This is a genomic window from Chryseobacterium sp. c4a (assembly GCF_009900745.1).
Classification (GTDB): domain Bacteria; phylum Bacteroidota; class Bacteroidia; order Flavobacteriales; family Weeksellaceae; genus Chryseobacterium.
Genome location: NZ_WXVU01000011.1, coordinates 96,994 through 111,107 on the forward strand (window position 1 = coordinate 96,994; position 14,114 = coordinate 111,107).

Genomic DNA, 14,114 nt, shown 5'->3' on the forward strand with positions numbered 1-14,114 from the left:
ATGGGACAAACACTAAATCAGATAGCTCAATCTTTAAAGGTTGCCAATAAAAAAGTGCAATTAATTTATGCTTTTAATGGTACTGGTAAAACACGTTTGTCACGTGAATTTAAAGAATTGATAGCTCCCAAAAATCCAGAAACCGAAGAAGAGGAAACAGGAATCAAGATAATGTACTACAATGCATTTACCGAAGATTTGTTTTATTGGGATAATGATTTAATGAAATTGAAAATTCAGCCCAATGAGTATACAAAATGGATACTTCTGGATCAAGGACAAGAGCCTAATATAGCAGCTCATTTCCAACGTTATACTAATGATAAATTAACACCTACTTTTAATGAGGAATATACTATTAAGGATCAAGACAATAGGGATGTAACGATTCCTGCTTACTCTGAAGTACGTTTTTCATTTGAACGTGGAAATGATGAGCCCTCTGAATTTGTGAAAATTTCTAAAGGTGAAGAGAGCTGTTTTATTTGGAGTGTGTTTTATAGTTTACTAAGGGAAGCTATAGAGGTGTTAATCCCATTAGGGGAGGCACAAGAAGAAATAAAATCATTGACCGTAATAGCTGAATCAAAAAGCAAAGACACAAAAAAAGCAGAAAATCTAGCTAAAAAAAGCAGAAAGAAAGAGGACGCTAATAAAGCAGACGTATTGAGAAATGAAGCGGAAGTGGCTAATATTGAATTGAGCACAGCACAGGAAAAACTCAAAAACTTAGGCGGGCTATTTAATAATTTGGATTATGTATTTATTGATGATCCGGTAAGTTCACTCGATGATACCCACTTAATCGAGTTGGCTGTAAATATAGCTGAGTTAATTAAGTCTAGTAATTCAGGAGTAAAATTCATTATCACTACTCATAATCCATTATTCTACAATGTGCTATTTAATGAATTTAACGGAGTAAAGAACACAATAAAATGGCGTTTAGAAAAACTGGACGATGGAACTTTTTCAATAAATGAGCTAGTAAGCGACTCTCCATTCTCGTATCATTTATTTCTTTTATCCGAATTAGAAAAAGCTATACAATCGCCAAATGATATAAAAAAGTTTCATTTCAATTTTCTTCGTAATATATTAGAAAAAACATCTACCTTTTTGGGACACAATAAATGGGAAGACCTTTTACCCCAAGAATCACGTGAAGCATATTACAAACGAATAATAAATCTCTCCAGTCATTCTAAACATCATGGTGAAGAAATATCAATTATTGAAGAAAATGATAAGCGGGTATTGAGCTTTCTGGTAGAAGAAGTGAAAAGAAGATATGGATTCAAATCAACTATTAACCCAAATGTCATAGAAGAAAATGGCACAGTATAACACCATAACCGAAACCAACAATTTCATCGTTCTCGATAAATACGACAAATATTCAACATTGAACGAACCACCTGCGGTCTATCAGACGGAAGCTGCCCTTGAACAGGATTTTATCCGGGACTTGGTCGCTCAGGGTTACGAAAAACCATCTAACCTTACGACACAGCAAGCTATGTTAGCTAATATAAGGCAACAACTGCAGGCACTGAATAATATGGAGTTTACAGATGCGGAATGGATTCGTTTTGTAGAAGAATATTTGGATAAACCCGGAGACAGCATCGTTGATAAAACAAGAAAGCTTCATGAAAACTATATTTACGATTTTGTATTTGATGATGGTCACATCCAAAACATTTATTTAGTAGATAAAGAGAACGTTGCTCGCAATAAAGTGCAGGTAATTTCACAATTCGAACAAAAAGGAACGCATGCCAATCGATATGATGTAACAATCTTGGTGAATGGTTTACCTTTAGTACATGTAGAAATAAAAAAACGTGGAGTTGCTATCCGTGAAGCATTTAATCAGGTACATCGTTACAGTAAAGAAAGCTTCAACAGCGAAAACTCACTTTTTAAATATTTACAGATATTTGTTATCTCAAACGGTACAGACAGTCGTTATTTTGCCAACACTGTAAAGCGGGATAAAAATAGTTTCGACTTTACCATGAACTGGGCAAGAGCGGATAACTCTTTGATTAAAGACCTGAAAGATTTTACAGCCACTTTTTTTCAGAAACATACATTGCTAAATGTATTACTCACCTATTCTGTTTTTGATACTAGTGATACATTACTCATCATGCGTCCGTATCAGATAGCAGCAACAGAAAGAATGTTGTGGAAAATAAAAAGTTCTTATGAAGCAAAAAAATGGTCTTCTGCAGAAGGTGGCGGATTTATATGGCATACCACAGGCTCAGGAAAAACCCTGACCAGTTTTAAAGCGGCAAGACTGGCAACACAGCTTGACTTTATAGACAAAGTATTCTTTGTTGTGGATCGTAAAGATTTGGACTTTCAGACCATGAAAGAATATCAGCGTTTTTCGCCCGATAGCGTAAACGGTTCCGATAGTACTGCCGGTTTAAAAAGAAACATCGAAAAAGAAGATAACAAAATTATAGTTACCACTATACAGAAGCTAAATAACCTCATGAAAAGTGAAGGTGATTTAGCCATTTATCAAAAACAAGTAGTATTCATCTTCGATGAGGCGCACCGTTCTCAATTTGGTGAAGCTCAGAAAAACCTAAAGAAAAAATTTAAAAAATTCTATCAGTTTGGGTTTACCGGTACACCAATCTTTCCTAAAAATGCTTTAGGCGCTGAAACCACAGGAAGTGTATTTGGTCGCGAATTGCATTCCTATGTGATAACCGATGCTATTAGAGATGAAAAGGTATTGAAGTTCAAAGTAGATTACAACAATGTACGTCCACAATTTAAGAAAATAGAGCAAGAGCAGGATGAAAAAAAACTGAGCGCTGCAGAAAACACAAAAGCATTACTTCATCCAGCCCGTATTAAAGAAATCTCGCAATACATTCTGCAAAATTTCAGAATTAAAACCCATAGAAATCAGGGTAGCAACAAAGGATTTAATGCCATGTTTGCCGTAAGCAGCGTAGATGCTGCCAAATGCTATTATGAAGAACTGAATCGTCTGCAAAAAGAAAGTGAAAAGCCGTTGAAAATAGCAACCATTTTTTCTTTTGCAGCCAATGAAGAACAAAACGCCATTGGTGAAATTCCTGATGAAACTTTTGAACCATCAGCAATGGATATTAGCGCAAAAGAATTCTTATCCAAAGCAATCAATGAGTATAACGCTATGTTCAAAACCAGTTTTGGAGTTGAAAGTAAAGAATTTCAAAACTACTACCGCGACCTTGCAAAAAGAGTAAAGAGCAAAGAAGTAGACCTTATCATTGTAGTCGGCATGTTTCTTACTGGATTTGATGCCCCTACACTGAATACACTTTTTGTAGACAAAAATCTGCACTATCATGGGCTAATGCAGGCATTTTCGCGTACCAATCGTATTTATGATGCTACAAAAACCTTTGGTAACATTGTTACATTTAGAGATTTAGAACAGGCAACCATTGATGCCATCACTTTATTTGGAGATAACAATACCAAAAACGTAGTGCTTGAAAAGAGCTATAAAGAATATTTGGAAGGTTTTACAGAGGTTGCTACTGGTGAAGCCCGCAGAGGTTATATTGATGTTGTAAATGAATTGAATGAAAAGTTTCCCGATCCTGATGAAATTGTCACAGAAAAAGATAAAAAGGAGTTTGCGAAACTTTTTGGTGAATATCTGCGTGTAGAAAATGTTTTGCAGAATTACGATGAATTTACTCACCTTAAAGCATTACAGGCTATAGATGTAAATAATCCTGAGGCTGTCAAAGCATTCAAAGAGACTTATTTTGTGACAGACGAAGCTATTTCAGCAATGCAAGAAATAGCTTTATTACCAGAAAGAACCGCTCAGGACTATCGTTCCACCTATAATGACATACGCGATTGGTTAAGACGAGAGAAAGATGGAAAAGAAGCCGAAGCATCTAAAATTGATTGGGATGATGTTGTTTTTGAAATAGACTTATTAAAATCTCAGGAAATAAACCTGGATTACATTCTAGAGTTAATTTTTGAACATAACAAAAAGACAAAAGACAAAACTGCTTTAATTGATGAAATTCGTAGAGTAATTCGTGCCAGTATTGGACAAAGAGCAAAAGAGAGTCTTGTAGTCGACTTTATTAATGAAACAGATCTTGATAAAATACAAGAAAAACCAAATATTTTAGACGCATTTTATACTTATGCAGGTGAGAAACAAAGAGCTGAAGCTTTTGAGCTGATAACAGAAGAGAATTTAAATGAGGAGGCGACAAAGAGATATATAACTACATCATTAAAACGTGAATTTGCCAGTGAAAACGGAACAGAACTGAATGCTATCTTACCTAAAATGAGCCCGTTAAACCCACAGTATTTAACCAAGAAACAAAGTGTTTTTCAAAAAATTAGTGCCTTTGTCGAAAAATTCAAAGGAATAGGAGGAAAGCTTTAAGTAAGAATCAGATAACAGTATAAATTTAAATATGAAAAGCTCAACATTCTGTTGAGCTTTTCACTTATAATATTGCAAGTTTATCCCTTCTCAATCAACCTCTCCAGCCTCCCCATCATCTCATCCTTCTCCTTCAACATCCTTTCATAAAGAGCAATCTTTTCTTCGTTTAATTTCTTAATTTCTTCTAATGCTTCCAACCATTTTTCAGAAGTATTAATAGTAGGATTTATCTGAAATACCTGGCCTGTGGCATTATCATTAACTGTAGTCACTGTGTTTGCAATAATATTCACCGCCTGTTCCTCATCAAAATTCTGAAATGCTTCCACCGGAATTTTCAATACTTCAGAAATTCTTTTCAGTAAAGGATCTTCAATAATTTCTTTCTGTTCCAGCAGAGAAACTTTCTTCTGGTTCCAGTCGTCCCCAAGGTCAAAAGCCAATGCTTCCTGCTTAATGCCCAGCATTTCCCTGAATCGTTTTACATTGCGTCCCTGATGTATTTTATGTTCCATGATAAATCAACATTTATGAAGTTTTAAATATAGAAAAAAAATTATTAAAACAACCTTAATCTCCCTAAAATTGATGAGTTCTCTCCATTTCAAATTGATCTATTCTTTCCCACTTTAGACCTAGACAAAATTGACAATATGGTTTTAATAATTTAATAAATCCATGAATTTATTACCATCAAAATATCTGTATTATCATATTAATTACAGATAAGCCAAAAGTCACTTCTCATAGATTTAAATAGTAATAACTCTCTAAAGTGTTATATATCAAAAAGAAAAATTATTAGAAGGTATATCCCCATAATTCTAAACAGCATTAAATACACAACTTTCGTTGTTTTGTGGTACTTTATAGTATGTTTTTGTAATTTTACGGGCTAAATAATAAAAACTAGACCTTTACATTCAAATGGATAACAACACTTTGATAACAGGAAAAAAATATATAAAAGATATATTTAGTCCTGAACAATTCTACAACATTCCGGAATACCAAAGACCCTATGTTTGGGGAGTAGATCAAATTGAAAACTTTCTGGATGACATAGCCAATGCTTTGGAAAATAACAAAGAAAAAGAATACTTTCTAGGTTGTATGATTTGGAATACACGTGAAAATGTGGCTAATGAAATTAAATATAAATTTCAAGATATCTTAGATGGTCAACAGCGTTTCTTAACCCTCTTCTTATTACACGCATCTTTACGTAATCTCTCTAAAAGTATTGATTTGAAAAAAAGTGTTCAAAAAAAACTAATACAAGAAGCAGATGAGTTTAATAATGTTCCGGCGAGACATAGAATAGAATTTGATATTAGAGATGATAAAGAATTCATTGATAGTTATATCATAAGTGAAGTTGAACTAAATTTTGCACAGCTAGAACAAATTACTAATAATCATGAAAACAGTACCTCTGTAAGAAATTTGGCGAATGGACTCAGCATTATATTAAATTGGTTTCGTAATAAGGAAAAAGAAAATCCGGAAGAGTTTCAAGTATTCCTGACGGAGTTTTATAAATACTTATCAACAAAAGTTTTAGCGCTTTATTTAGCGACACCCAATAATCTTGATGATGCCTACAATCTCTTTACCGTACTCAATAGCAGAGGCTTACAATTGCAAATGAGTGATATATTAAGAGCGCAAAATCTTAGGGTCATTACAGATGACAAAATAAGACGGGAATACGCAAATAAATGGTCTGATTTTGAAAATAAAATAAATCTTCCCTATAAATCTTTTGATGAATTTTTATGGACAGTTGTATTTATAAAAATGAAATATAAAAGTGACGATAACCAAAGTTTGACAAAAGCTTTTGATTATATGTTCAAAAAAGGGATTATTATTAAAGGATCAGAAACATTAGATTTAATTGAAAAATACCTTAAACATTTTATTGCATTAAATAATTCCAGTATCAATAGTAAAGAATCGGCAAGTTTATTTTTTAATATAAACTTTATCCTTTCCAGTGTATACGGTTCCCAGTATTTAACCCCATTAATGCATTTTAGAGAAGTTTTTGGAGATCATAATATTATTGAATTTCTCATTAAAATTGACAATCTATATTCTTTGAGCTGGCTTTTGGGGAGAAGACAATCCATGACAAGAACATTTAATATCCTGAAAAAAATAGATTTCTATGGTGATAAAATTAACAATAAAGAAATAACTGTTGAAGAAGGAAGTGCTTTAATGATTAATGACAATTGTTTACAATATGAATATTTTGATGAAAATATAAGCTCAGAAAAACCTTTGGATATTAATGATTTAGAATTAAGTTTAAAGAATGATAAATGGGGTGGTTTTAGTGGAACGAAGGTTAATAAAACCAGATATATCTTATTAAAATTAGATTTATTAATGGGAAATAAGACCAATCAACTTCAATACAATAAGAGCTCATCAAGTATAGAACACTTATTACCACAAAAAATTGAAAATACACTATGGTCAGTAGATTCTGATTTCCATAAGGAATGGCTTCACAAAATCGGCAATCTTGTGCTGATCGACAGAAATAAAAACTCTTCTTTAAGCAACAAAGATTACGAAACTAAAAAAAATAAATATAAAGGAGCAATTGAAGCTAGAGCTAACACCAATTTCGTTTTAATGAACTATAATGAATGGAATAAAGACTCTATCATTTCTAATCAAAATAGAGTCATTGATCTGATTATGAAATACTATAGAGGAAATTCTCTTAAAACATTTTTAGAATTGAAAAAAAATTAATTTATTTTTCCAGCATAAAAAACCGCTTTTTTAAGCGGTTTTTTATTAAGTATCAATACACAAAAATAAATCATAAAACTTAGCTCCCCGATCCCGGCCCATTCAAATACTCATTACTAATATCCTTCTCCTTTTTAAAATCCATCTTCCCAAACTTATAGCTGAAGCTGATCCCGAAAGAACGATACGGTAATTCTCTTACAGAATAAGAATCGTAATCTCCGGTGCTCACAGTGGTTACCTGCTTGATGTATTTATTGAACGGATTGGTAATGGTAAAGCCTAAACTTGCCTTTTTATTCCAGAATTCTTTTCTACCGGCAAAGGTATAGGTGATAGATTGAGGATTTTTCCCTTGAATATTTTTAGCGGTGGAGTTATAATTTCCGAATACTTCCAGAATAAAGTTCTTTGGAAACTGATAATTAAGATTCAGGTTCGCACGGTACCGCATTCCCATATCCAAGTTTCCTACATAAATATGGCTTACAATATATCGGTGAAATACCATGATATTACTTCTCAGATTCAGTTTGTTCTGGAAAAATGGGAGTGATAGAGAGATAATTCCGCCGGAGTTGTATTCTTTCCCGATATTATCTCTTGCGGTTACCGATACATTCGTGTACTCCGTTCCATTGGCTGTAAAAGTAGGATAAAAAGTGGTAATTTGTTTTAAATCCTGACTGTTGATTCGCTCAACAAGGGATAAGGAGATATTCCCTCCATTCGTAAAGTTTTTCGTGTACCCAAGTTCCATATTATCTCCGATTTCAGGCTTCAGCGCCGGATTTCCTGTGGTAATATTGTGTGGATCACTGAAATTAAGGAAAGGATTGAGTTCCGTATATTCAGGACGTTCCAATCTTCTTGTGTAGGATAGCTTCACTGTTTCACCACTATCAAATTTATGAGATAAGATGAAGGATGGAACTAATAAACCATACGATGGGATGTTCGTATTTGGGAAATCTATTTTAAGGGTTGTGTATTCATATCGCAAACCCGCTCTTACATCCAGCCAGTTCAATAGTTTAAACTTGGAAGAAAAATAGGCCGCATAAACTCCCATATCATAATTTAAATGATAAGACTGCAAAGGATCTGTTTCATATTGCCCGGATGAAGTATTCAGAACATGAACATCCGTGGCATTGGTAATATGTTGCTGTACCGTTTTAAGCCCCATTTCAAAGGTAACATTATCATTCAGAGGATGAACATAATCTACTGAGATATTGTGGCTGTTATCCGTTCCCGGATTACTTCCTGAAATACCATTGTAAGGCGAAGCTGCTCCTGATAAACTTTGAGTCTGAAAATAACTGCTCTTCGGTGAACCATAACTGAACACATAGTCTGCCGTAAGCTCCTGCCCTTCTTTGGCAAAGGTTTTTCTAAAACTCAGGCTTCCATCTATAGAACGAACCGAGGATTGATTATCCGAAGTCCTGGATCCGATGATTGAAGAAACATTGGAGGTATTATAATCGGTAATATACTGTTGCTGATTGATTAATCCGGTACTTTTATTGGAGAAACTGTTGAAAGATAGCGAACCGCTTAATGAACTGCTTTTATTCAAGCTCCAGTCGAAGCCTAAACCTGTACGGTAGCCATGTCTTTCAAAATCAGTATAACCATCCTGTAACAAATGCGTGCTGGTATTGGAAGAAGCATCTCTTGAAGTTCTGTCCTGTGAAAAAGGAGTTTTGGCTTTTAACTGAGCATTCCCGCTAAAGAAAGCATTCATGCTGAAGCTATTATTCTTATAATTCAGATTCAGAGATCCTGTTTCAAATAAAGTTCCGCCCGTGGCATTGATACTTCCATTGATTCCCCTTACCTTATTATCCTTTAAAACAATATTGATAATTCCACCCGTCCCCTGAGCATCATATTTAGCTCCCGGACTGGAAACCACTTCAATACTTTTAATCTGACTCGCCGGAATGGAAGCCAACGCATCAGCCAAACTGTTTCCAAATATACTGGACGGCTTTCCGTTAATCAAAAACCTGATATTAGCATTTCCCTGAAGCTCCACATTTCCATCCGCATCCACCGTCACCTGAGGGACTTTTCTCAGCACATCAATAGCCGCTCCATTCTGAGAAGTCACATCATTAGCCGCATTAAAAACGATTTTATCCACCTTATTTTCAATAACCGCCTTTTTACCAACAATGGTTACGCCTTCTATTACTGTTTCTCCATTCGTTAATTGAATATCACCAAGAGTAATCGTTATATTATTATCGCCAAGTTGAACATCTGACGTTGTTTTATTTTTATACCCTGCATAAAAAACAGCCACTTTATAAGTTCCGGAGGCAATATGATCGATAGAAAACTCTCCTTTTTCATTGGAAGTAGTTCCGTTTACTTCTTTATTATCCTGATTGAAAAGTCCGATACTGGCATGATCTATTGATTTCCCTGTCTTGGAATCTACAATTCTTCCGCTTATTTTCCCCTGCCCAGCTCCCTGCTGAGCGTTCACCAAACCTATCGAAAAAAGCATGGCTGCTAAAATTGTTACTTGCTTCACCGTGATATTAGAATTAATACAGAGCAAAGTTGGGAATCAATTTAGTAGAAATTCTGAATTTTCTACTGAAATAGGTTTAATAGGCACAAAAGAGCTAAACAAGTAAGTGATTTTTAAGTAACAAGCTTTACGTATGAGAAGTACCTTAAATTTTTGAAAATATTTGATTTTCTTCTAAAGTAAATTTACTTATGCCGTATCATTTTAAACTAGCTTAATCGAACTAAACAGTTTTAAACAAAAACTTTTGTGGTTAAATTTTCAGAACTACTTATTGAGTTTGCTCCAACTTATCAGATGATTTCTCTAAGTTCTACGCCATTCATAATACTTTAACAACCTTTATAGCCTATCCCCAGATAAATTTTCGTTCTTTTGCAAAAAGTTTTAATTTTTACAATAGCATGTCTAAGTTTGATGAAATCCGGTATTTCTATGATCAGGAAGTAAATGAAAGATTGCAAAGCATAGCCCGTGATCCGATGATGAAAGCACTGATGAACTTTACTTTTCCCGGTGAGGATGAGCAGGTTTGGCTGGAACAGTTTAAAAATGTTCATTCCATAAGTGATTTTCAGCATCAGTTTGTAGCGTATGCTGTTCGTCAGATTCTTGCCAAAAGTTCTGAAGGATTAACGACTTCAGGTTTTGATAAGCTTGATAAGAACACATCTTACCTTTATATTTCGAATCACAGGGATATTGTACTGGATACTTCCCTGCTTAACCTCGTGTTGCTAGAAAGTGGCCATATTATGACAGCTTCAGCCATCGGTGACAATCTTGTGAAAAGAAAGTTTCTGAATGTATTGGCCAAACTAAACCGGAACTTTTTAGTTCAGAGAGGGCTGTCTATTCGTGATCAGCTTAAAAGCTCACAAACCCTGTCTGAGTATATTGATATGCTGCTACACGAAGAAAATCGCTCCGTATGGATTGCACAGCGTGAAGGTCGTGCTAAAGACGGAAATGATGCTACTCAGCAAGGTGTTTTAAAAATGCTTGCAATGGCAGCCGGAGATCAATCTCTGATCGATTATTTTAAAACATTAAAGATCGTTCCTATCTCCATCTCTTATGAATATGATCCTACAGATTCCTTAAAAATGCCTCAACTGCTGGCACAACATAGAGACGAGGAATACATCAAAGGAAAAAACGAAGATTTCACCACTATACTCAGTGGAATTTTAGGCCAGAAAAAGAGGATTCACCTGCACGCCGGCAATGTTATTGATACAGAGCTGGATGATATTGCCGCTACTATTGAAAATAAAAATAAACAGCTGCAAGCGATTGCACAGGTCATTGATAAATCTATCATTCAAAACTATAAACTTTGGCCTACAAAATATATAGCCTATGATCTGATCAACAATACAGATACCTATGCTTCACAATATACTGAACAGGAAAAACAATTGTTTATCCGAAGACAGGAAATGCGTATCGATCCGTCTGATCCTGTTTCTAAAGAATATTTCCTGTCGATGTACGCCAATCCTTTAGTCAATAAATTAAAGGCTGAAGAAAAGTAATTTCTTTACCCACAGATTTTCTCAAATTCGCACAGATATTTTTATAGAAAAGTACCTGAACCCTTGAAAATATTTTTTAGCCACTAATACACCATTTTTTTCGTGAATTAGTGGCTAAAACAATCGCATACAAACCTTTAACTCTCCTTTATTGGTGTACTTCTACCCCAGAAAGAGTATCTTCGTATTCATTATTATTAGGTACATTCCATGAAAAAGATGATTCCCTCCCATCACAATCAACTGGAGAATTCAACAATCAGACTCATGCCATTATCCGTTTTCCATGAGAAAAAGGCAGAAGTTCATCGTGATGATCATTATATGTTTATTATTCAGAGAATAGGTGACTTTACGTTGGAAGTTGATTTTAAAACCATCACATTAAAAGATGCCTCTCTTTGTTTTGTAGCACCGGGGCAGATTCACCAGTATATTGATCAGAAAAATAATGATGGCTGGTTTTTATTTATAGAAGCTGAAAGTGTTTCTGAGTTGCATCGGGAAATTCTGGATCTATATCAATGGCTTCATCAATCTGTTTCTATTAAAGCTAATGACTTGCTTTTTGACTTGCTTCTCCTTCTTGAAAAAACTGAAAAAGAAACTACATTATATAGTCCATCAATAGAGACTTCACTCGCTGATGCTGCGATTGGAATTATTATTTCAAGGATTTCAGAAGAGCCAACGTTACAGATTCCACAGAAGGGTCAGAAATATAATATTACAAGACAATTCAAAAAATTTATTTCCGATCATTTTAAAAGTACCAAGCAGGTGCAGCAATATGCTCAATTATTAAAAATCACTCCTCTTTATCTGAATGAAGTGGTAAAAGAGGTCACAGGATATCCTGCCAGCTTTTGGGTTCAACATAAAATATTGTGGGAAGCCAAACGCCTATTGGTGTATACAACCATGGATGTGAAACAAATTGCATTTGAACTAGGTTACGATGATCCGGTGTATTTTTCACGGTTCTTTAAAAAAGGAACAGGAACAACAGCATTAGAATTCAGAGTAAAAAACCAAGATTTGTCCCATCATCACCATTAAATAACTATCGTTTCACTTATACACTCATTATAATTTTGTCCCATCAATTCATCACCAATATATAACAGGATTGATGCTTTAAAATTATGATACAAAAACACACAAACCAACGTATTGCCATTATAGGAGCAGGATTAGGAGGCTTATGTCTTGCTCAGGGATTAAAAAAGAACGGACTAGATTGTAAGATCTTTGAAAAAGATGCAGCCATCAATACCCGAACTCAAGGATATAGAATCAGAGTGAATGAACCAGGCCGAAAAGCACTACAAACATGTCTTCCCCAGGATTTGTATACCCTTTTTATAAATACCTGCGCAACAAGCTATCGTGGCATGAATGTACTCACTACAACTCTTGAATCTTCAAGAAACGAACTGGTAGAATCATGGAGTGATGGGATAAAAGAGATACCGGATCTAAAGCCCAACCGACTCACTCTACGTGAAATTTTATTACAAGGATTGCAGGAAAATATCAGTTTTGGAAAAGAATTAAAAGGCTGGACAGCATTAGAAAATCAAGAAGTAGAATTATCCTTCACTGATGGTACCAAATACATTGCTGATCTGGTCATAGCAGCTGATGGGGTACATTCTAAAATCGGATCTGAATATTGCAGAGATCAAAAAGTGAATACAGGAAATATTACGATCTACGGAAGAACATTCTATTCTCCGGAAGCTTTGAAAGCTATTTCTCCGGAACTGCAAAAAGGAACCTCTGTCATTATAGAAAATCAGTATTCACTGATTATTGATGCAATGGTATTCGACTCTTCCCGAAAAGATACATCCTCGGATCTATTGAGTCCTGTTTCCAACTATTTCTATTGGGCTTTTATAGGAGATCCTGAAGCTTTTGGACTTTTGCAGGCTGATTTTTACAACCATTCAGGAGAAGAAATTCTTCCCATTATTCATCAGCTCACCCATGATTGGCATTCTCAGCTGAAGGCATTGTTCAATTATGCAGATCAAAAATCATTGTCTATTAATCCTATACGCTCCTCTCTCTCCAAAGAGCCCTGGCCATCAGGAAATATTACCGCCTTAGGCGATGCTGTACATACCATGAGTCCAGCAGGAGGTGTGGGTGCCAATACAGCATTTATAGATGCTGCTCTTTTAACGGAAAACATAATGACCCATAGCAATATTTCAATGGCTATAGCTGACTACGAAGATAAAATGAGAATATATAGCAATCAAGCAGTGGAAATCTCTTTACAGGGTGGAGAAATTTTGCATGGAACCAATGAGAAATAAAGGCAATGCTATTGTTTTTAAATAGGAACAGATAACGCTATATGACAAAAAAATCCCGGATCATTAATCCGGGATTACATTATTTTTGATCTCTAAAAGTGAGTATTATTAATACCAATGAGCTTATAATGAAGACAGATAAAGGTATTATAAAATCTAATTTTATATGATTGTAGCGATCTATATCTAGACAACCTGTTAAAGGAATCGAGGTCATTAATAAAGAAATAAAACAAAATACCTGAAGATATCTTTCTTTATATTTTTTAGCATTAAAAAAGACAATAATAGTACCGATTACTAATGGTAAGTAGATTAATCCTTCCCATAATATATTATGTAAATGACCATAATACACTATTTCCTGAATAGAAACGAAGGAATAAATTAATAGTGTTACCATAATAGGCAAGCCCTTTTCGTCAATAGAACAAGTAAGCAGAAAAGAAATTATTGCTATTATTTTAATACTTTTTTTCATA

9 protein-coding genes are annotated in these 14,114 nt (G+C 34.6%); 6 read left to right on the forward strand and 3 right to left on the reverse strand.

Annotated elements, in window-relative coordinates; all coding sequences use genetic code 11:
* Together GTR01_RS24640 and GTR01_RS14855 are read left to right on the forward strand one after the other, a co-directional pair.
* Positions 1–1,347: an AAA family ATPase gene (locus GTR01_RS24640; RefSeq protein ID WP_228452250.1), complete on the forward strand. Its 1,347-nt coding sequence runs from the start codon at positions 1–3 to the stop codon at positions 1,345–1,347.
* A complete protein-coding gene (locus tag GTR01_RS14855; RefSeq protein WP_160138595.1) occupies positions 1,334–4,441 on the forward strand; it encodes a type I restriction endonuclease subunit R in 3,108 nt (1,035 codons plus the stop codon). The genes GTR01_RS24640 and GTR01_RS14855 overlap by 14 nt, the downstream gene beginning before the upstream one ends.
* Before the next feature lie 80 nt (positions 4,442–4,521).
* On the opposite strand, the gene GTR01_RS14860 is transcribed toward GTR01_RS14855, so the two are convergent.
* Positions 4,522–4,959, reverse strand: coding sequence for a helix-turn-helix domain-containing protein (locus GTR01_RS14860; protein WP_160138596.1), 438 nt, complete (start codon positions 4,957–4,959; stop codon positions 4,522–4,524).
* A gap of 412 nt (positions 4,960–5,371) precedes the next feature.
* Between GTR01_RS14860 and GTR01_RS14865 the strand changes: the two genes are divergently transcribed.
* Positions 5,372–7,216 (forward strand): DUF262 domain-containing protein, encoded by a 1,845-nt coding sequence (locus GTR01_RS14865; RefSeq protein ID WP_160138597.1) that lies wholly within the window; start codon positions 5,372–5,374, stop codon positions 7,214–7,216.
* A 79-nt stretch (positions 7,217–7,295) separates the two neighbouring features.
* On the opposite strand, the gene GTR01_RS14870 is transcribed toward GTR01_RS14865, so the two are convergent.
* The gene (locus tag GTR01_RS14870; protein WP_160138598.1) at positions 7,296–9,767 is read right to left on the reverse strand and encodes a TonB-dependent receptor; all 2,472 of its coding nucleotides are present in this window, start codon (positions 9,765–9,767) and stop codon (positions 7,296–7,298) included.
* A gap of 404 nt (positions 9,768–10,171) precedes the next feature.
* Here GTR01_RS14870 and GTR01_RS14875 point away from each other — a divergent pair, with 404 nt between their 5' ends.
* From GTR01_RS14875 to GTR01_RS14885, 3 genes are all read left to right on the forward strand, one after another.
* Positions 10,172–11,305, forward strand: a complete 1,134-nt coding sequence (locus tag GTR01_RS14875; protein WP_160138599.1) for a 1-acyl-sn-glycerol-3-phosphate acyltransferase — start codon at positions 10,172–10,174, stop codon at positions 11,303–11,305.
* Between the two features lie 210 nt (positions 11,306–11,515).
* The gene (locus tag GTR01_RS14880) at positions 11,516–12,364 is read left to right on the forward strand and encodes a helix-turn-helix domain-containing protein (RefSeq protein ID WP_160138600.1); all 849 of its coding nucleotides are present in this window, start codon (positions 11,516–11,518) and stop codon (positions 12,362–12,364) included.
* 86 nt (positions 12,365–12,450) lie between these two features.
* Positions 12,451–13,632 carry an FAD-dependent oxidoreductase gene (locus GTR01_RS14885; protein ID WP_160138601.1) on the forward strand — a complete coding sequence of 394 codons (1,182 nt, stop codon included), beginning with the start codon at positions 12,451–12,453 and terminating at the stop codon, positions 13,630–13,632.
* Between the two features lie 79 nt (positions 13,633–13,711).
* Here GTR01_RS14885 and GTR01_RS14890 read toward each other — a convergent pair whose 3' ends face one another.
* Positions 13,712–14,113 carry a hypothetical protein gene (locus GTR01_RS14890; protein ID WP_160138602.1) on the reverse strand — a complete coding sequence of 134 codons (402 nt, stop codon included), beginning with the start codon at positions 14,111–14,113 and terminating at the stop codon, positions 13,712–13,714.
* Position 14,114 lies beyond the last annotated feature (1 nt).

Excerpts from the sequence above, each read along its gene's own strand:
- GTR01_RS14860 (WP_160138596.1), bottom strand. The coding sequence starts at position 4,959 with ATGGAACATAAAATACATCAGGGACGCAATGTAAAACGATTCAGGGAA.
- GTR01_RS14880 (WP_160138600.1), top strand. The coding sequence starts at position 11,516 with ATGAAAAAGATGATTCCCTCCCATCACAATCAACTGGAGAATTCAACA.
- GTR01_RS14875 (WP_160138599.1), top strand. The coding sequence starts at position 10,172 with ATGTCTAAGTTTGATGAAATCCGGTATTTCTATGATCAGGAAGTAAAT.
- GTR01_RS14890 (WP_160138602.1), bottom strand. The coding sequence starts at position 14,113 with ATGAAAAAAAGTATTAAAATAATAGCAATAATTTCTTTTCTGCTTACT.
- GTR01_RS14885 (WP_160138601.1), top strand. The coding sequence starts at position 12,451 with ATGATACAAAAACACACAAACCAACGTATTGCCATTATAGGAGCAGGA.
- GTR01_RS24640 (WP_228452250.1), top strand. The coding sequence starts at position 1 with ATGGGACAAACACTAAATCAGATAGCTCAATCTTTAAAGGTTGCCAAT.
- GTR01_RS14855 (WP_160138595.1), top strand. The coding sequence starts at position 1,334 with ATGGCACAGTATAACACCATAACCGAAACCAACAATTTCATCGTTCTC.
- GTR01_RS14865 (WP_160138597.1), top strand. The coding sequence starts at position 5,372 with ATGGATAACAACACTTTGATAACAGGAAAAAAATATATAAAAGATATA.